Origin of the sequence: Blastococcus sp. Marseille-P5729 (assembly GCF_900292035.1) — a bacterium.
GTDB lineage: Bacteria > Actinomycetota > Actinomycetes > Mycobacteriales > Antricoccaceae > Cumulibacter.
Genome location: NZ_OMPO01000001.1, coordinates 19501 through 39291, shown reverse-complemented (window position 1 = coordinate 39291; position 19791 = coordinate 19501). Strand labels below are relative to the sequence as shown.

At 65.3% G+C, this 19791-nt stretch carries 13 protein-coding genes and 3 rRNA genes; all 16 read right to left on the bottom strand.

The annotated features are described in order from the left end of the window. Positions 1-4 precede the first annotated feature (4 nt). The 16 genes from DAA40_RS00165 to DAA40_RS00095 all read right to left on the bottom strand — a co-directional run bounded on the left by DAA40_RS00165 (position 5) and on the right by DAA40_RS00095 (position 19715). On the bottom strand, positions 5-682 hold the full coding sequence (locus DAA40_RS00165) for a hypothetical protein (protein WP_158716141.1): 678 nt from the start codon (positions 680-682) through the stop codon (positions 5-7). Between the two features lie 437 nt (positions 683-1119). Continuing rightward, on the bottom strand, positions 1120-1350 hold the full coding sequence (locus tag DAA40_RS16010) for a hypothetical protein (protein WP_158716140.1): 231 nt from the start codon (positions 1348-1350) through the stop codon (positions 1120-1122). Positions 1351-1502: 152 nt separating this feature from the next. Further along, positions 1503-1619 (bottom strand): 5S ribosomal RNA (rrf, locus tag DAA40_RS00160). Between the two features lie 94 nt (positions 1620-1713). Continuing rightward, positions 1714-4807, bottom strand: a 23S ribosomal RNA gene (locus DAA40_RS00155). A gap of 361 nt (positions 4808-5168) precedes the next feature. Further along, positions 5169-6689 (bottom strand): 16S ribosomal RNA (locus DAA40_RS00150). Together the 16S, 23S and 5S rRNA genes form the textbook arrangement of a ribosomal RNA operon. Positions 6690-7414: 725 nt before the next feature. Then, the gene (tyrS, locus tag DAA40_RS00145) at positions 7415-8689 is read right to left on the bottom strand and encodes a tyrosine--tRNA ligase (RefSeq protein WP_106847747.1); all 1275 of its coding nucleotides are present in this window, start codon (positions 8687-8689) and stop codon (positions 7415-7417) included. Positions 8690-8752: 63 nt separating this feature from the next. Further along, a complete protein-coding gene (locus DAA40_RS00140; protein WP_106847746.1) occupies positions 8753-9367 on the bottom strand; it encodes a DNA-3-methyladenine glycosylase in 615 nt (204 codons plus the stop codon). Beyond that, positions 9364-10785, bottom strand: coding sequence for an argininosuccinate lyase (gene argH, locus DAA40_RS00135; protein ID WP_106847745.1), 1422 nt, complete (start codon positions 10783-10785; stop codon positions 9364-9366). Before argH ends, DAA40_RS00140 begins: the two co-directional genes overlap by 4 nt. A gap of 11 nt (positions 10786-10796) precedes the next feature. Next, a complete protein-coding gene (gene argR, locus DAA40_RS00130; protein ID WP_106847744.1) occupies positions 10797-11276 on the bottom strand; it encodes an arginine repressor in 480 nt (159 codons plus the stop codon). Continuing rightward, positions 11273-12199 carry an ornithine carbamoyltransferase gene (gene argF, locus DAA40_RS00125; protein WP_106847743.1) on the bottom strand — a complete coding sequence of 309 codons (927 nt, stop codon included), beginning with the start codon at positions 12197-12199 and terminating at the stop codon, positions 11273-11275. Before argF ends, argR begins: the two co-directional genes overlap by 4 nt. Next, positions 12196-13353: an acetylornithine transaminase gene (locus DAA40_RS00120; RefSeq protein WP_106847742.1), complete on the bottom strand. Its 1158-nt coding sequence runs from the start codon at positions 13351-13353 to the stop codon at positions 12196-12198. The genes argF and DAA40_RS00120 overlap by 4 nt, the downstream gene beginning before the upstream one ends. Beyond that, positions 13350-14273 carry an acetylglutamate kinase gene (gene argB / locus DAA40_RS00115; RefSeq protein WP_106847741.1) on the bottom strand — a complete coding sequence of 308 codons (924 nt, stop codon included), beginning with the start codon at positions 14271-14273 and terminating at the stop codon, positions 13350-13352. The genes DAA40_RS00120 and argB overlap by 4 nt, the downstream gene beginning before the upstream one ends. Next, complete coding sequence (gene argJ, locus DAA40_RS00110) at positions 14270-15421, bottom strand: bifunctional glutamate N-acetyltransferase/amino-acid acetyltransferase ArgJ (RefSeq protein WP_106847740.1); 1152 nt, start codon at positions 15419-15421, stop codon at positions 14270-14272. The genes argB and argJ overlap by 4 nt, the downstream gene beginning before the upstream one ends. Beyond that, positions 15418-16446 (bottom strand): N-acetyl-gamma-glutamyl-phosphate reductase, encoded by a 1029-nt coding sequence (argC, locus tag DAA40_RS00105; RefSeq protein WP_106849160.1) that lies wholly within the window; start codon positions 16444-16446, stop codon positions 15418-15420. Before argC ends, argJ begins: the two co-directional genes overlap by 4 nt. A 54-nt stretch (positions 16447-16500) precedes the next feature. After that, positions 16501-19002 carry a glycoside hydrolase family 65 protein gene (locus tag DAA40_RS00100; protein WP_106847739.1) on the bottom strand — a complete coding sequence of 834 codons (2502 nt, stop codon included), beginning with the start codon at positions 19000-19002 and terminating at the stop codon, positions 16501-16503. Next, positions 18999-19715 carry an HAD family phosphatase gene (locus DAA40_RS00095; RefSeq protein WP_199849431.1) on the bottom strand — a complete coding sequence of 239 codons (717 nt, stop codon included), beginning with the start codon at positions 19713-19715 and terminating at the stop codon, positions 18999-19001. The genes DAA40_RS00100 and DAA40_RS00095 overlap by 4 nt, the downstream gene beginning before the upstream one ends. Positions 19716-19791: the final 76 nt, after the last annotated feature.

Genomic DNA, 19791 nt, shown 5'->3' with positions numbered 1-19791 from the left:
TCGGCTACGGCGCAGTGTCCTCGGCAGCACCATCGGGACCGCCGAGCTGGTCCAGTCGCGTCTCGGCGTCCGTCTCACCATCGACATCGGCCTCGGCGGCCGCCGCGAACCAGTCGCGCGCCTCGGCGTCTCGGCCCGCATCGAGCAACGCATCGGCGTAGGCATACCACAGGCGCGCGCTCCATGGCCGGGGCTGGTCACGGCCCAGCCCGAAACGCTCCAGCACCAGTAGCGCGCCCTCCACCTCGTCGAGATCCCGGCGAGCACCGGAATGGACGATCGCGAGCTCGGCCTGTACCGAACGTGCCAGGCCCTTGCCCTCCGGCGCGGTCGCGAGCACGATCGCCCGGTCGGGACGCCCGAGCGCACGCTCGCAGTCCGCGACCAAAGGAAGGTGACTGGAGTCGCCGGTCATTCGGCGGCAGGCGCGCAGATCCCGAGCGGCCTCGGCCCACTGTCCCGCCTGATAAGCGACGATGCCAGCAGCCTCCCGAACCGCGGCGATTCTCGGTGCCTGATCGCGGGCATAACGCACGTGCGCCAGGGCGCGATCCGGATCGGCGTCGACGAGACTGCCCGCTGCGACCAGGTGCAGGGCGATGGTGTCGGCCTTGGGACCGAGCGTGTTCAGATCACGCAGCACCGACCGGTCGAGCATAGATGCCTCGAGGCCCTCTGGCACCGGAGGCGCCTTGGGGCGATCGGCGCGTTCGGGCCGACTCTCGAACCGCTGACCTGCCGCCCGCTCGGAGCGCCGCTCCCACACGTCGCGCTGACGCCCCGTGGCACGATCGCCACCATACCGGTTGCCTCGCGGACCACGGTCGCGGTCGCGGTCCCGGTCCTCACGCCGAGGTCTGCCCGGACCGCTGCGTCCGTCCTGGCGGGACCATTCGCGGTTGCCGGGGGAATCCTCCCGGCCACCCTCACGGGCCCCGCTGCGCCGTGGCCGCGGGCCCCAGTCGTCATCCCGGCGCTCCCATCCGCCTGAGCGCGTCGGGCGACGATCGTCGTGGCGCGGTCCATCGCGGTAGGGACGACCCCCACGATCATCAGAAGAGCGGCGCCCCTCGTAGCCGCGATCGCGCTCACCATAGGCCCGACGGTCCCGATCGCCCCCTAGGCGGCCGTGGCCCGGGCCGCGGCCGCGCTGCGGGCCCTGCTCGCGCGATCCGCGTCGCTCGCGGTTGCCCTCGCGACGATCGACGTCACGTCCCCGCTGCGATCCGCGCTCGTACCCGCTGCGCTCGTACCCGCTGCGCTCGTACCCGCTGCGCTCGTACCCGCCTCGACCAGCTCGGCCCGCGCCTCCGTGCCGATCGCCGTCGTGCTGGCGTCGACCTCCAACACGGCCGTGACTGTCGCGCCGCGCATTGCCGCGCGCCGCGCGGCGCTCGTCCTGCTCATCATCGCGTGCCACGAAATGCTCCACTCCTGCATCACCCAGATGCCCCAAAACAACGATAGGGGGCCACGCAAGTGGCCCCCTATCGGGAAAAATTGTCCGGCGACGTCCTACTCTCCCACACCATCCCTAGTGCAGTACCATCGGCGCTGAGAGGCTTAGCTTCCGGGTTCGGAATGGAGCCGGGCGTTTCCCTCTCGCTATGGTCGCCGAAACGCTATGGAGATGTCGGTCAGGAAAACTGACCGCACCTCGGGAGCTACACAGTGGACGCGGGCATTTAGCAATGCCATAAAAGATCATTCTTTGAGGTCAAGCCCTCGGACTATTAGTACCGGTCAGCTCCATGTGTTACCACACTTCCACTTCCGGCCTATCAACCCAGTCGTCTACTGGGGTCCTTACCCGGTTAACCCGGTGAGAGTCCTCATCTTGAAGCCGGCTTCCCGCTTAGATGCTTTCAGCGGTTATCCGTACCGAACGTAGCCAACCAGCCGTGCTCCTGGCGGAACAACTGGCACACCAGAGGTTCGTCCGTCCCGGTCCTCTCGTACTAGGGACAGCCCTTCTCAAGACTCTTACGCGCACGGCGGATAGGGACCGAACTGTCTCACGACGTTCTAAACCCAGCTCGCGTACCGCTTTAATGGGCGAACAGCCCAACCCTTGGGAGCGACTCCACCCCCAGGATGCGACGAGCCGACATCGAGGTGCCAAACCATCCCGTCGATATGGACTCTTGGGGAAGATCAGCCTGTTATCCCCGGGGTACCTTTTATCCGTTGAGCGACACCGCTTCCACTAGCCGGTGCCGGGTCACTAGTCCCAGCTTTCGCTCCTGTTCGACATGTCTGTCTCACAGTCAAGCTCCCTTGTGCACTTGCACTCAACACCTGATTGCCAACCAGGCTGAGGGAACCTTTGGGCGCCTCCGTTACATTTTGGGAGGCAACCGCCCCAGTTAAACTACCCATCTGACACTGTCCCTGATCCGGATCACGGACCGAGGTTAGACATCCAGTTTGAACAGAGTGGTATTTCAACGTTGACTCCACAAACACTGGCGTGCCTGCTTCACAGTCTCCCACCTATCCTACACAATCCAAACCGAACACCAATATCAAACTATAGTAAAGGTCCCGGGGTCTTTCCGTCCTGCCGCGCGTAACGAGCATCTTTACTCGTAGTGCAATTTCGCCGAGTCCATAGTTGAGACAGTCGAGAAGTCGTTACGCCATTCGTGCAGGTCGGAACTTACCCGACAAGGAATTTCGCTACCTTAGGATGGTTATAGTTACCACCGCCGTTTACTGGGGCTTAAATTCTGAGCTTCGCCTTACGGCTAACCCGTCCTCTTAACCTTCCAGCACCGGGCAGGCGTCAGTCCGTATACATCGTTTTACAACTTCGCACGGACCTGTGTTTTTAGTAAACAGTCGCTTCTCGCTGGTCTCTGCGGCCACAACACGCTCAGACAGCTAGTGTCATCACATGCCGTGGCCCCCCTTCTCCCGAAGTTACGGGGGCATTTTGCCGAGTTCCTTAACTATGGTTATCTCGATCGCCTTAGTATTCTCTACCTGACCACCTGAGTTGGTTTGGGGTACGGGCCGCTAAGAACTCGCTAGAGGCTTTTCTCGACAGCATAGGATCATCCAATTCGCCTCAATCGGCTATGCATCGGTTCTCACGCTTGACGGTGCGGATTTGCCTACACCAGCGCTTCGCCTTACTCCGGTACTACCACTAACCGGTAGGACTACCTTCCTGTGTCACCCCATCGCTTGCCTACTAAAGGTTCGGGTCGCGCGCTCCCCCGCACTTGGTCCCGAAGGACCGCGGCAGGTTCGGGCGCTTAGCATCGCCTTGTTCAGCATGGGCGTTCTTTCGCGGGTACGGGAATATCAACCCGTTGTCCATCGACTACGCCTGTCGGCCTCGCCTTAGGTCCCGACTTACCCTGGGCGGATTAGCCTAGCCCAGGAACCCTTGGTCATCCGGCGGCAGAGTTTCTCACTCTGCTTTCGCTACTCATGCCTGCATTCTCACTCGTGTGGCGTCCACGACTGGGTTGCCCCGCCGCTTCTCTCGCCACACGACGCTCCCCTACCCATCCACGCTCCTGGCCGTAAACGACAGGATGTTGCGTGAATGCCTTAGCTTCGGTGGTGTACTTGAGCCCCGCTACATTGTCGGCGCAAAATCACTTGACCAGTGAGCTATTACGCACTCTTTAAAGGGTGGCTGCTTCTAAGCCAACCTCCTGGTTGTCTGTGCAACTTCACATCCTTTTCCACTTAGTACACGCTTAGGGACCTTAGCTGAAGATCTGGGCTGTTTCCCTCTCGACTACGAAGCTTATCCCCCGCAGTCTCACTGCCACGCTCTCACTTACCGGCATTCGGAGTTTGGTTGACTTCGGTAAGCTGTTGGGCCCCCTAGGCCATCCAGTGCTCTACCTCCGGCAAGAAACGCGTGACGCTGCACCTAAATGCATTTCGGGGAGAACCAGCTATTACCGAGTTTGATTGGCCTTTCACCCCTAACCACAGGTCATCCCCTCAGTTTTCAACCTAAGTGGGTTCGGTCCTCCACGACGTCTTACCGTCGCTTCAACCTGCCCATGGCTAGATCACTCGGCTTCGGGTCTAGCGCATGCGACTCTATCGCTCTATTCGAACTCGGTTTCCCTACGGCTGCCCCTCACGGGTTAACCTTGCCACATACGACTAACTCGCAGGCTCATTCTTCAAAAGGCACGCTGTCACCCCTCAAGGCTCCAACGGCTTGTAGGCACACGGTTTCAGGTACTATTTCACTCCCCTCCCGGGGTACTTTTCACCATTCCCTCACGGTACTTGTCCGCTATCGGTCATCAGGGAGTATTTAGGCTTATCGGGTGGTCCCGACGGATTCACAGCGAATTTCACGGGCTCGCTGCTACTTGGGATACTGCTACAGAGATCTCGAGTTTTCAAATACGGGGGTCTCACCCTCTATGCCAGCGCGCTCCACACGCTTTCTTCTAACTACGAGATTTTCTTACTCTGTGCTGTCTCGGCAGAAACAGCTAAGCAGTCCCACGACCCCTACTGCGCAACGCCTGCCGGCTATCACGCGCAATAGGTTTAGCCTCTTCCGGTTTCGCTCGCCACTACTAACGGAATCGCGGTTGCTTTCTCTTCCTGTGGGTACTGAGATGTTTCACTTCCCCACGTTCCCTCCTCACGCCCTATGTGTTCAGGCGTGGGTAACAGGACATGACTCCTGCTGGGTTTCCCCATTCGGAAATCCTCGGATCACAGCTTGGTTGGCAGCTCCCCGAGGCTTATCGCAGCCTCCTACGTCCTTCATCGGCTCCTGATGCCAAGGCATCCACCGTGTGCCCTTATCAACTTGGCCACAAAGATGCTCGCGTCCACTGTGTAGTTCTCAAGGTACGGGCGGTCCCGTGCTCTGTGCTCGCTGCTTGCGCCATGACGGCGCAGTTCAGTGCAGAGCCGGTCCTGACCCGAAAGAGGCACCGAAGCGCCTCGATCAGTCCGAGGGTGACTTTCGTCCGAGCCCTCAGGACCCAACAGCGTACTTTACGAATCGCGATCGCCATGCCCGTTCCACTCCGGCGAACCGGTTGTACTGAATGCGTGACGTTACGTGATCCGAACTAGTCAGTGTTCCACCCATGAGCTCCACCGGAGCATGAACATCTCCGAGTGGGCCTGGAGGCCGCGATCCGTGGATCGTGACCCCAGATGCTCCTTAGAAAGGAGGTGATCCAGCCGCACCTTCCGGTACGGCTACCTTGTTACGACTTAGTCCCAATCGCCAGTCCCACCTTCGACGGCTCCCTCCAAAAGGTTGGGCCACCGGCTTCGGGTGTTACCGACTTTCGTGACTTGACGGGCGGTGTGTACAAGGCCCGGGAACGTATTCACCGCAGCGTTGCTGATCTGCGATTACTAGCGACTCCGACTTCATGGGGTCGAGTTGCAGACCCCAATCCGAACTGAGACCGGCTTTTTGGGATTCGCTCCACCTCGCGGTATCGCAGCCCTTTGTACCGGCCATTGTAGTATGTTTGCAGCCCAAGACATAAGGGGCATGATGATTTGACGTCATCCCCACCTTCCTCCGAGTTGACCCCGGCAGTCTCCTATGAGTCCCCACCATTACGTGCTGGCAACATAGAACGAGGGTTGCGCTCGTTGCGGGACTTAACCCAACATCTCACGACACGAGCTGACGACAACCATGCACCACCTGTATACCGCCCAAAAGGACCCCATATCTCTATGAGTTTTCGGTATATGTCAAGCCTTGGTAAGGTTCTTCGCGTTGCATCGAATTAAGCAACATACTCCGCCGCTTGTGCGGGCCCCCGTCAATTCCTTTGAGTTTTAGCCTTGCGGCCGTACTCCCCAGGCGGGGCGCTTAATGCGTTAGCTGCGGCACGGAAACCGTGGAATGGTCCCCACACCTAGCGCCCACCGTTTACGGCGTGGACTACCAGGGTATCTAATCCTGTTCGCTACCCACGCTTTCGCTCCTCAGCGTCAGTTAAAGCCCAGAGACCCGCCTTCGCCACCGGTGTTCCTCCTGATATCTGCGCATTTCACCGCTACACCAGGAATTCCAGTCTCCCCTGCTTCACTCTAGTCAACCCGTATCGACTGCAGGCCCGAGGTTAAGCCTCGGGATTTCACAGCCGACGTGATAAACCGCCTACGAGCTCTTTACGCCCAATAATTCCGGACAACGCTTGGACCCTACGTATTACCGCGGCTGCTGGCACGTAGTTGGCCGGTCCTTCTTCTGCAGGTACCGTCACTTTCGCTTCGTCCCTGCTGAAAGAGGTTTACAACCCGAAGGCCGTCATCCCTCACGCGGCGTCGCTGCATCAGGCTTTCGCCCATTGTGCAATATTCCCCACTGCTGCCTCCCGTAGGAGTCTGGGCCGTGTCTCAGTCCCAGTGTGACCGGTCGCCCTCTCAGGCCGGTTACCCGTCGAAGCCTTGGTAGGCCATTACCCCACCAACAAGCTGATAGGCCGCGGGCCCATCCTTAGCCGAAACTCTTTCCACACGGAGATGATGCCGTCCCGTGTCGTATCCGGTATTAGACGACGTTTCCATCGCTTATCCCAGAGCTAAGGGCAGGTTGCCCACGTGTTACTCACCCGTTCGCCGCTAAGTCATTCTTCCCGAAGGAAGAAGCTTCGCTCGACTTGCATGTGTTAAGCACGCCGCCAGCGTTCGTCCTGAGCCAGGATCAAACTCTCCGTGAATGTTTATTACTAACGCCGGCACGAGGCCTGACGGTTAGTTACATACGAAGACACCATCGCGCCGAAGGATCGGCGTGTCGGTGCTGTTGATACTGGCAAGTGTGTGATGCTGGCACCACACAATTACCAAAGGAATCTCCACACTGATGCACACTGGCCGGCGGCCAGCTGCGTCTCAGTGCCGGAGGTTAAATAATTTGGCACTGACTTTCAAGTACGCTGTTGAGTTCTCAAGGTTCGGACGCTCATCGTCGAGTGACTGTTCGTCACTCTCGGAGGCAACCCGTAAAACTTTACTTGGGCTTCGCTGCGCTGTCAACTACTTTCGCTGCGTCCTGCGCCACTTACCTGTTCAGTTTCGGTCCTGCTCACTCTCTTGGAGTGCGTCGTCCAGACTAGCAAGTCCGGCTCGCCGCTCTCAAGGGGGTGGCTCCTAGAACATTGTGCGGCCGCTTGGATCCTCGTCCCCCTGCCGCGGCGCCTGATGAGGCAAGTGCGGTGGTCTGACGAATCAGCTTGGTGCCGGTACCTCGCGAAACCTCTCACTGCCGTTCTCGGTCGTGCTAGCTGGGCCAGTTCGACCGGTGCGTTTCCGCTCGGTGTTTCGCGTTGTTCTCGAAGCAAGAGATACTTTACGAGCGCCGGCGCCCAGTGTCAAACCGCTTCGCTGTGACCTGCGGCACCCGGTGCCACAAGTCTTGTCGCCGGTCTGGAACCAATACGACCTAGCCGATCCGCGCGCCCTTGACCTGACGCTTCCCGCGCCGGACGACGACGAGCCGGTCGGCCAGCAGCTGGGCCTCCTCCAGCGTGGCCTCCGGGTCGCCGACCCGCTCGTTGTTGATGTACGCGCCGCCTTCCTTGATCGCGCGGCGCGCGTCTCCCAGCCCGTTGGCCAAGCCGGTATCGCGCAGCACCTGGGCGATCGTGGGAAGGCCCCCGGTCTCGGACGTGACGTCGGCGATCCCGGCCTCAGCGACCGCTGCGACCAGCACCTTCGGCTCGAGATCGGACAGCTCGGCGCGTCCGAAGAGGGCGCGCCCGGCAAGATCGGCTGCCTGAAGGTCCGCGGGGCTGTGCACGAGCGCCGTGAGCTCGTCCGCAAGGGCGCGCTGGGGAATGCGCAGGTGCGGCTTGTCTCGGCCCTCGGCCAGCAGCCCCTCGATCTCCGCTCGGGGCTTGAGGCTGAAGGCCTTCATCCAGCTCTCGATGTCGCGGTCGTCCGCGGCCAGCCAGAACTGATGGAAGGCGTACGGCGAGAACATCTCGGGGTCCAGCCAGACCGCGCCCCCGGCGGTCTTGCCGAACTTCGTGCCGTCGGCCTTGGTGATGAGCCGGGTCGCGAGCGCATGCACCGACGCGCCTTCGACGCGGCGGATCAGATCGACCCCACCGGTGAGGTTGCCCCACTGGTCCGAGCCGCCGGTCTGCAGCGTGCAGCCGTACCGGCGGTACAGCTCGAGGTAGTCCATCGCCTGTAGGATCTGGTAGCTGAACTCGGTGTAGCTGATGCCGGCCTCGGAGTTGAGCCGGGCGCTGACGGCCTCCTTGGCGAGCATCTTCCCGACCCGGAAGTGCTTGCCGACCTCGCGGAGGAAGTCGATCGCGGTGAGCGGCTCGGTCCAGTCCAGGTTGTTGACCATGATGGCCGCATTGTCACCGTCGAAGTCCAGAAACCGGGCGACCTGCCGCTCCAGCCGCTCGACCCACGAGGCGACGACCTCCTTGGAGTTGAGCTGTCGCTCGGCCGTGCGACCGCCCGGGTCACCGATGAGGCCGGTCGATCCGCCGACGAGGCCGAGGGGCCGGTGGCCGGCCAGCTGAAAGCGCTTGAGCGTGATCAGCTGCAGCAGGTTGCCGTGGTGCAGGCTCGGCGCGGTGGGGTCGAACCCGACGTACACCGTGATCGGGCCCTCGTCCATCGACGCGCGCAGCGCGCCGATATCGGTCGTGTCGGCGATGAGGTCGCGCCAGGCCAGGTCGTCCAGCAGGTGGGTCACGGGATGTCACTATCCGTTCTCGAATGGTGCGGATGCCTCGCCAAGTCTAGGAGGTGGCCTGCCTCAGCGAGCGTCGGGCGCGGCGCGGGGACTGCGCTTGTAGACCGAGACCGAGCGCTCACCCGCAGCCCAGAACCGCCACGGCGTGTCGGGGGCCAGCCGGACGCCCACCCGCGGACCGGTGCGTACCTCTGGCCGGGCTCCGTCATCGAGCAGCGTGATCGCGCCCGACGGACTGCACAGGTCGGCGCCGCCGTCCTGCAGGGTGATGCCCAGCGCCTGCGCCAGGCAGCCCGGGCCCCGGGCCAGCAGGTGCTCGTCGCGCGGATTGCCCCGGCGGGTGCGCGCGATCTCGGCGCCCTCGACGACGGCGCCGGCTCGAAGCAGCACTCCCCCGCTTCGCCCGTCGGCGTGGCTGACTGCGTTGGCACAGTGGTGGATGCCGTAGGAGAAGTAGACGTACAGGTGGCCCGGCTCGCCGAACATGACCGCGTTGCGGGCGGTCATGCCGCGGTAGGTGTGCGAGGCCGGGTCGTCGTCGCTGTACGCCTCGGTCTCGGTGAGCCGGACGACGACCCGCTCTGCGCCGTGCCCCGCGACCAGGAGCTTGCCGATCAGCTCCGGGGCGACCTGGTGCGGATCGCGCGCGAAGAACTCGCGCGGCAGCGGGGTGCTCACTCCGCCGGCTCGAGCCAGCCCCGCTGTGCGGCGATCGATGCCTTGATGTCGTCGATCTGCTTGATCACCGCCGTCGGCGCCGTCCCGCCATGCGTCGAGCGCGCGGCGAGCGCGCCGTCGACGGTGAGCACGTCGAGCACCTCAGCGGTGAGCCGCGGGTCGACGGCGGCGAGGTCCTGCGCCGTGAGGTCGTAGAGCTCGCACCCGCGCTCGTCGCACTCGCGCACCGCCGCGCCACTGATCTCGTGTGCCTCGCGGAACGGGACGCCTTGACGAACGAGCCATTCGGCGACGTCAGTGGCCAGCGCGTGTCCTGAGCCTGCTCCCCTCGACACGGCGTCCGAGTTGACCGTCATCGTGGCGATCATGCCGGTGACCGCGGGCACCAGGAGCTGTAGCTGCTCGACAGAGTCGAAGGTGCATTCCTTGTCCTCCTGCAGGTCCCGGTCGTAGGCCAGCGGCAGCGCCTTGAGAATGGTCAGCAGCGCCATCAGGTTGCCGATGAACCGGCCCGACTTGCCCCGGGCAAGCTCGCCGATATCGGGGTTCTTCTTCTGCGGCATGATCGAGGACCCGGTCGCCCACGAGTCGTGCAGGGTCACCCATCCGAACTCGGTGGTGGTCCACAGCACGACCTCCTCGCCGATCCGGGACAAGTGGACGCCGATCAGTGCCGTCGCGAACAGGAACTCCGCGACGTAGTCGCGGTCCGACACGGCGTCGATCGAGTTGTCGGCGGGGCGCTCGAACCCGAGGTCCTTGGCTACGGCGACGGGATCCAGCGCGAGCGAGGATCCGGCGAGGGCACCGGCCCCCAGCGGGCTGACCGCGGCCCTCTTGTCCCAGTCCCGCAGACGATCGACGTCGCGCGCAAACGCATGCACGTGCGCCAGCAGCTGATGGGAGAACAGGATCGGCTGAGCATGCTGCAGGTGGGTCATGCCTGGCGCGACGACGTCCCGGTACTCCTCGGCCTTGCCCAGCAGCGCCTGCTGCAGGTCGATGAGGTCCGCGACGATCCGGCGGACGTTGTCACGCAGGTACAGGCGCAGGTCGGTGGCGACCTGGTCGTTGCGGCTACGACCCGCGCGAAGCTTGCCGCCGAGGGTGCCCAGCCGCTCGATGAGACCGCGTTCCAACGCGGTATGGACGTCTTCGTCCTCCGCGGTGCCGACGAAGGAGCCGTTCTCGACGTCCTTCTCCAGCTCGTCCAGCGCAGCGAGCATCTTGTCTAGCTCGTCATCGTCGAGCAGCTGTGCTGCGTGCAGCACGCGCGCGTGTGCACGCGAGCCCTGCAGGTCGTACTTGGCCAATCTCCAGTCGAAGTGGACCGACAGCGACAACGCCGTCATCTCCGGTGACGGTCCGGACGAGAAGCGACCGCCCCACAGCCGGGTGGTCTCCTCGTTCTGCTCCATGGGTACTCCTGTCATGTCAGCGTCCGTAGCTGGTCGGCGAACGGCCCGGCGCGGTCGGCCGAGCGCACGATGACCAGTATGGTGTCGTCCCCCGCGATCGTGCCGACCACCTCGGTCATGGCGGCGCGGTCGATCGCCGAGGCGAGGAACGACGCCGCACCGGGGGGCGTGCGCAGGACGACGAGGTTCTCGGCCACGTCGATCCCGGTGAGCAGCTCCGCGACCAACCGGGCCAGCCGAGCGGACGGCTTCTCGCTCGCCACCACCCGCGGCATCCCGTCCTGCGGCACCACGTACCGCGCGTGACCGCCCTCCACGCGCGCCTTGTGCGCGCCGATCTCCTCCAGATCGCGGCTCAGCGTGGCCTGCGTGACGACGACCCCCTCGGCCGCGAGCAGGTCGGTGAGCTTGGCCTGGGAGTCGACCACGTGCTCGGCGATGAGCTCGGCGATGCGCGCCTGGCGACCGGTCTTCGTCGCCGGGGCGCTCATCGTCGGCCCAGCAGCCAGACCAGCAGCGCCTTCTGCGCGTGCAGCCGGTTCTCGGCCTCGTCCCACACGGCCGAGCGCGAGCCTTCGAGCACCTCGGCCGTGATCTCGTTGCCGCGGTAGGCCGGCAGGCAGTGCAGCACGATCGCGTCGTCCGCGGCGTGCGCGAGCAGCTCGTCGTTGATCTGGTAGCCGTCGAAGGCTGCGGCGCGCTCGCTCTGCTCGGATTCCTGCCCCATGGACACCCACGTGTCGGTGGCGACGACGTGCGCGTCGCGGACGGCCTGCACCGCGTCGTCGGTGACGATCACCGACCCGCCGGTCCGGGCCGCGATCGCCTCGGCGTCCGCGACGACCTGCGGGTCGGGCGAGTACGGTGCCGGCCCGGCGATCCGGACGTGCATGCCGGCCGTCGCTCCGCCCAGCAGGTACGAGTGCGCCATGTTGTTGCCGGCGTCGCCCAGGTAGACGAGGGTGCGTCCAGCAGCCTCGCCGAAGCGCTCGTTCACTGTCTGCAGGTCGGCGAGGATCTGGCACGGGTGGAACTCGTCGGTAAGCGCGTTGATCACCGGGACGGCCGATACCTCGGCCATCTCCTCGATCCGGGACTGACCGCTCGTCCGCCACACGATCGCGGCACACTGGCGATCCAGCACCCGCGTGGTGTCGGCGATCGGCTCGCCCCGGCCCATCTGGCTGGACTGCGCGTCGATGACGAGCGGGTATCCGCCGAGCTCGGCGATACCGACCGAGAACGAGACGCGGGTGCGGGTCGAGGACTTGTCGAAGATGACCGCCACCGCCTTCGGGCCGGTCAGCGGCTGTTCGGCGAAGCGTTCTGACTTGAGCCGGGCGGCCAGCGCGAGCACTTCCGCCTGTTCTGCCGGAGAGAGGTCGTCGTCGCGCAGGAAGTGCCTGACGTTCATGCGTTCTCCTTGAGGTCCGCGGACAGCGTCTCGACGAAGTCGTCGAGCTGCGCGTCGGTGATGATTAGGGGCGGGGCGAGCCTGATGCTCGTAGGTGAGACGTTGTTGACGAGGAATCCCTTTCCGCGCAGGCGATCGGCGACATCCTTCGAGGTCGCGGCGGGAAGGTCGAACGCGCGCAGCAGACCCCTGCCGCGCAGCTCGGGAACGATCCCGTCGAGCCGTGCCGCGAGATGCTCCCCGCGCGCCTTGGCCGCACCGTTGAGGTCGTCCTGCGCGGCGACGTCGAGCACGGCGAGCGCGGCCGCCGCACAGACCGGGTTGCCGCCGAAGGTGGTGCCGTGGCTACCGGGACCGAGCAGGTCGGCGGTGCTGCCGAACGCCAGCACCGCACCGATCGGCATTCCGGCGCCGAGGCCCTTGGCGAGGGTGACGGCGTCGGGCTCGAGACCCTCGTGCTGGAAGGCGAACCACGCCCCGGTCCGGCAGATGCCGGTCTGTACCTCGTCGAGGACGAACAACGCCCCGTTGTCTCGGGCCAGCTGCTGGACGGCGCTCAGGTAGCCGTCGGGCGGAACGACGACGCCGCCCTCACCGATGATCGGCTCCAGCATGATCATGGCCGTCTGCTGGTCGACTGCGCTGCGCATGGCATCGATGTCGCCGTACGGCACGTGCACGACATCGCCCGGTAGCGGCCGGAAGGGGTCCTGCTTGGCGGGCTGGCCGGTCAGCGCCAACGAGCCCATGGTGCGGCCGTGGAAGGCGCCTTCGGCGGCGATGATCTTGGTGCGGCCGGTGAGCCGGGAGATCTTGAAGGCGGCTTCGTTGGCCTCGGCGCCGGAGTTGCAGAACAGCGCCTTGCCCGGACGGCCGGCCAGGCTGATCAGCCGCTCGGCGAGCTCGATGGTGAGCGGGTGCGCGTAGAGGTTGCTGACGTGCCCCAGGGTGGCGATCTGCTTCGAGACGGCATCAACGACCTTCGGATGCGCGTGGCCGAGGATGTTGACCGCGATCCCCGCCAGCAGATCGAGATAACGGTTGCCGGCATCGTCGAAGACGTAGGGGCCCTCACCGCGCACGAGGGTGAGCGGTGGGGTGCCGTAGTTGTTCATCAGGCTGGTCGACCAGCGGTCGGTGTAGCTCTGGGTCATGCCGTTGACTCCTCGTTCGCCGCCCGGCCGGTGGACTGGGCGTTGTCGGGACGGACCATGGTTCCGTTGCCCTCGTTGGTGAAGATCTCCAGGAGCACCGAGTGCGCGTCGCGTCCGTCGATGATCGACGCTCGCGTGACTCCACCCTTAACCGCTCGCAGGCAGGCCTCCATCTTCGGGATCATGCCGGACTCCAGCGCGGGAAGCAGGCCTTCGAGCTCGCTGACCGAGATCTCGCTACGCAGCGAGCTCTTGTCCGGCCAGGCCATGTAGAGGCCCTCCACGTCGGTGAGCACGATCAGCTTCCTCGCCCCGAGCGCCTCGGCGAGCGCGCCCGCAGCGGTGTCCGCGTTGAGGTTGTGAATAACCCCGTCGGCGTCCGGAGCCACGGTAGAGACGACGGGAATGCGTCCGGCGCGGATCAAGTCGAGGATCGCGTCGGGGTTCACCTTGGCCACGTCCCCGACCTGTCCGACGTCGACCTGCTCGCCGTCCACCGTGGCACTGCGCCGCACGGCGGTGAACAGGTGGGCGTCCTCGCCGGACATGCCCACGGCGTGCGGGCCGTGCTCGTTGATCAGGTTCACCAGCTCACGCTGCACCTGCCCGACCAGCACCATGCGGACGACGTCCATCGACTCGGCGGTCGTCACCCGCAGGCCGCCCCGGAACTTCGACTCGATCCCGAACCTGTCGAGCATCGCGCTGATCTGCGGACCGCCCCCATGGACCACCACCGGACGGATGCCGACCGTGCGGAGGAACACCATGTCCTCGGCGAATGCGCGCTTGAGCTCGTCATTGGTCATCGCATTGCCGCCATACTTCACGACGACGATCTGGTCGCGGAACTTCGTCAACCACGGCAAAGCCTCGACCAGCACTGCTGCTTTGTCTGCCGCTGAAGGAAACGAGCTCATGTGGAGTACGCCGAGTTCTCGTGCACGTAGTCCGTCGTCAGGTCATTGGTCCACAGGGTGGCCTCGTGCTCGCCCGCCTTCAGGTCGATGGTGATAGTGACATCGCGGGCGCTCATGTCGACCTGGTCGCGGCTCTCGCCCGGCTCCCCTCCCCGGCAGATCCACACGTCGTTGATTGCGACGTCGATCTGCTGCGGGTCGAACTCGGCACCCGTCGTGCCGACCGCGGCGAGAATACGGCCCCAGTTCGGGTCGTTGCCGAAGATCGCGCACTTGAGCAGGTTGCTGCGCGCGACCGCACGGCAGACCTCGAGCGCGTCCTGCTCACTTGCGGCGCCGGTCGTCGTGATGGCGATGTCGTGAGAGGCCCCCTCGGCATCCCGAATCAGCTGCAGCGCCAGCTCGAGACAGAGGTCGGTGAGCGCCGAGGTGAACGCATCGACGTCGGGCCGCACTCCGCTGGCACCGCTGGAAAGCAGCGCCACCTGATCATTGGTCGACATGCAGCCGTCCGAGTCGATCCGATCGAAGCTGCGGGCGCAAGCGACCCGCAGGGCACTCTCGAGCTCGGACGCGTCGAGGTCGGCGTCCGTGGTGACGAAGACCAGCATGGTCGCGAGGGACGGCGCGAGCATGCCCGCCCCCTTGGCGATCCCGCCGATCGACCAGCCGTCTCCGGCGTACGACGCCGTCTTCGGCACCGTGTCGGTCGTCATGATGGCCCGGGCCGCGGCGTCTCCACCGGTGTCGCTCAGCTCCGCAGCGGCGGCGTCCACCCCGGCGAACAGCGTGGGCTCGTCCAGCAGCTCGCCGATCAGGCCGGTGGAGGCGACCAGCACGTCGCCCGGTGAGACGTCGAGCAGCGCGCCCACGCGTTCGGCGGTGGCGTGCGTGGTCTGGAAACCACGGCTGCCGGTGTAGCAGTTGGCGCCGCCGGAGTTGACGACGACCGCGCGGACCTCACCGTCGGCGATCGCCTGCTCGCTCCAGAGAACCGGGTTGGCTTTGCAGCGGTTGCTGGTGAACACGCTCGCTGCGGCGTACGACGGGCCGAGGTTCTGGATGAGAGCGACGTCGGGCGTGCCGCTCTGCTTGAGACCGGCGGCGACGCCGCTTGCCTTGAATCCCTTGGGGATGGTGACGCTCACGGGGCGACTCCTGTGGTGGGCAGGCCGGCGGTCTCGTCGAGACCGAGGGCGAGATTCATGCTCTGGACGGCGCCGCCTGCGGTGCCTTTGGTGAGATTGTCGACGGAGCCGATCGCGATCATCCGCCCGGCATCTGGGTCGACGGTGACCTGGATGGCGACGTTGTTCGATCCCGCGACGCCGCCGGTCGTCGGCCACTGCCCCTCGGGGAGCAGGTGCACGAACGGCTCCTGGTCGTAGGCGCCTTGGTAGGCCTCGCGCACCTGCGCGCCGGTGACGCCGTCCCGGACGGGCGCACTGCAGGTCGCCAGGATGCCGCGGGGCATCGGGGCCAGCAGCGGGGTGAAGGAGACGGTGACGGATTGATTGGCGACCGCGGAGAGGTTCTGGATGACCTCCGGGGTGTGGCGATGTCCGCCCCCCACGCCATAGGCGGTCATCGAGCCCATCACCTCGCTACCGAGCAGGTTCGGCTTGAGCGACTTGCCCGCCCCGGACGTCCCGGACGCCGCAACGATGACCACCTCCGGCTCGATCAGCCCGGCCGCGACCGCCGGCAGCAACGTCAGCGTGGAGACGGTGGGGTAGCAGCCGGGGACGGCGATCCGCCGCGCCGCCTGCAACCGGGTCCGTTGTCCCGGCATCTCGGGCAGGCCGTACGGCCAGGTCCCGGCGTGCTCACCCCCGTACCAGCGCCTCCAGGCGGCCTCGTCCGCCAGCCGGTGGTCGGCGCCGCAGTCCACGATCAGGACGTCTTCCGGGAGCGCGGCGGCGATCTCGGCCGACTTGCCGTGCGGCAGCGCCAGGAAGACCACGTCGTGGCCGGAGAGGTTCTCCGCGGTCGTCTCGACGATCTCCCGGTTCGCCAGCGGCAGCAGGTGCGTCTGGTGCTCGCCCAGCCTGGAGCCGGCACTGCCGCCGGCGGTGAGCGCTCCGATCTCGACATGGGGGTGGGTCAGCAGCAGCCGCAGGATCTCTCCCCCGGCGTAGCCACTGGCCCCGGCAACGGCAACCTTCACAGTCATGCGCATGATTATGCATCACTGTGCAACTTTATTCAGCAGGTGGGTCGGTCATCCCTATGAGGGCGTGACGGGAACCGGCTCCGACGGTGGCTCTGGAACTCCCGCAGTGATGACCGTGCCGTCGGACCGTCGCCCGCCGATCAGCGGCGAGGTGCCCAGGATCCCGTCGATACGGTCTCCCTGTCCGTCGAGCTGGACCCGCACCGGCTCGTGCGGGCGGATGTAGTGACGCTGGCCGCGGACGCCGACCTCGACGTCGCCGCCGTCCACCCGGAACTCGATCGACCCCTGCCGCAGGGTCACCTCCAGGCGTGCGCCCTTCAGAGTGATCCGGAAGCGCAAGGACTCCCAGCCGGTCGGCAGCCGCGGGTCGAAGGTGACGTGACCGTCGTAGTCGCGCATGCCCCCGAATCCGTAGGCCAGCGCACTCCACACTCCCCCGGTCGACGCGACGTGCACGCCGTCGCTGGTGTTGCCGTGCAGATCGGCCAGGTCGACGTACAGCCCCTTCATGAAGTAGTCCAAGGCCATGTCGTGGTAGCCAACCTCGGCGGCGATGATGGACTGCACGACGGCCGAGAGTGTCGAGTCGCCGGTGGTGATCGGGTCGTAGTACTCGAAGTTCGCGCGCTTCTGCTCGAGGGTGAACTGATCGCCCTGCAGGAACATCGCGAGCACGACGTCCGCCTGCTTGAGAACCTGGAATCGGTAGATGACCAGCGGGTGGAAGTGCAGCAGCAGCGGCTTGTTCTCTTCGGGAGTCGCCGACAGGTCCCACATCTCGCGATCGAGGAAGTGCTCGTCCTGCGGGTGGATCTCCAGCGCCTCGTCGTACGGGATCGTCATGCGCCGCGCGGCGTCGTGCCACTCCGCGGGCTCGTCCTCCCCCAGGCGCAGCCGCTTGACCAGCTTCACGTACGAAGCGGGGTCGGTCGCCTTGATCGACTCGACCTGCAGCGCGGCCTGCTCGAGGTTGAAGCGGGCCATCACGTTGGTGAACAGGTTGTTGTTGACCACGGCGGTGTACTCGTCCGGCCCCGTGACGCCGTGGATGTGGAAGCTGCGCTCTCCGTTGTTACGCCAGAACCCCAGATCGGCGAACATCCGCGCGGTCTCGACGAGGATGTCCACGCCTTGCCGCACCAGGAAGTCCGCATCACCAGTGGCCCAGCCGTACTTCACCAGCGCGTAGGCGATGTCCGCGTCGATGTGGTACTGGGCGGTGCCGGCCGCGTAGTACGCCGAGGCCTCCTCGCCGTTGATGGTCCGCCACGGGAACAACGCACCACGCTGCGACAGCTCGTCGGCGCGTTCGCGGGCGGCGGGCAGCATGTTCCAGCGGAAACGCAGCAGGTTGCGCGCCAGGTACGGCGAGGTGTACGTGAGGAAGGGCATCACGTACACCTCACTGTCCCAGAAGTAGTGCCCCTCGTACCCGGTGCCCGACACGCCCTTGGCCGCGACGCCGAGCTGGTCCGAGCGAGCGCTGGCCTGAGCGAGCTGGAAGAGGTTCCAGCGGACCGCCTGCTGGGTGGCGGGCTGACCCTCGATCTCGACATCGGAGGCCGCCCAGAAGTCGGCCAGCCAGTCCCGCTGCTCCTGCTCGTAGTGCTCCACCCCGTGGTCGCGCACCCGGTCCAGCGTGCGGCGCACGCGGTCGACCAGCTCGCGCACCGGGACTCCGCGCGAGCTGTGGTACGAGGCGACCTTGGTGATTGTTATCGGCCGGCCCTCGTGCGCGTGCACCCGGTAGACCTTCTTGGCGTAGTCGTCGTCGCTGGAGTTCAGCTGCTCGTACTCGTTGTCGGTCGAGATCGCGTGATCGGCGCCGACGGCCAGCGTCATCCCGGAGTTCGTGGCCCGGTAGCCCAGGATCATCCGGCGATCGGAATACCAGTTGAGCTTGGGCTCGAGCACCCGCCCCTCGAAGTTCGAGGCCTTGCGGGGATCGAAGTGCTTGCCCATCGCATGCTCGGGGATGTTGTACTCGTCGCGTCCGTCCTGCCGGTTGAGGATCTGCGAGGAGATCACCACCGGAGCGTCGCCCTCCAGCATCGTGACCTGGATCTGCATGATCGCCAGGTGCCGCTGCGTGAAGGAGACCATCCGCTTCGATGAGATTCGCACCCGCTTGCCGGACGGCGTCCGCCACACCACCTCGCGGCGCAGCACGCCCTCCTTGAAGTCGAGCACCCGCTCGTACTCCTCGAGGTCGGCGGTCGCCAGCAGCAGTGGCTCATCGTCCACATACAGCTTCATGACCTTGGCATCCGGCGCGTTCACGATGGTCTGTCCGGTGCGCGCGAACCCGTAGGCCTCCTCGGCGTGCCGAATCGCCCAGGTCTCGTGGAAGCCGTTGACGAAGGTGCCGTGCGTGTGCGCGTCGCGTCCCTCCTCGGGGTTGCCGCGCATGCCCAGATAGCCGTTACCCACGGTGAACAACGTCTCGGTCGTGCCCAGGTCGGACTTGCTGTAGCTGACCTCGCGAAGCGCCCACGGGTCCACCGGGAAGCGGCTGCGGTCGAGCGGATCGGTCATCGGCTCGTCGAGGTTCATGGCACGAGCTCCTGGAGGTCGGTCACGACGATGTCGGCGCCGGCGGCGGTCAGGACGTCGGCACCAGCGCCGCGATCGACGCCGATCACCAGTCCGAACTCACCGGCCCGGCCGGCCTGTACGCCGGAGACCGCGTCCTCGATGACGACCGAGCGTGCGTCGTCCGCACCGGCCTGCCGCGCCGCGTACTGGAAGGTGTCGGGGTTGGGCTTGCCGGGGAGCGCGTGCTCGGCCGCAACGTTGCCGTCGACGACGAAGGCAAAGCGCTCGAGCAGGCCTGCCGCGGCGAGCACTCCTCGGGCGTTGCGTGAGGACGAGACGATCGCCAGGACGATGTCGCGGCCGGCGAGATGGTCCAGCAGCGCGACCGAGCCCGCGAACGGCTGCACACCGTCGCGTTGCAGGATCTCGTTGAACAGCGCGTCCTTGCTGTTGCCCAGACCGCTGACGGTCTCCCGGGAGAGGTCCGCAGCGCCGCTGCCCTCAGGCAGCTCAATGCCGCGCGAGGACAGGAACGATCGAACACCGTCGTAGCGCGGTTTGCCGTCGACGAACTGAAAGTAGTCGTCGGCGGTGTACGGCGCGTGCTGCCCCGGCTGCGCAGCGAGGAACTCGTTGAACATCGCCTCCCAGGCCCGCATGTGCACCTCTGCGGTAGGGGTGATGACACCGTCGAGATCGAACAGGGCTGCATCGAACTGGTCCCAATTCACCCGCCCGATGGTAGTGGAGAGCAACCATCGGATGGAGGTGAGAGCGGCGCACATCTCACCGCCGTACGCCGTACGG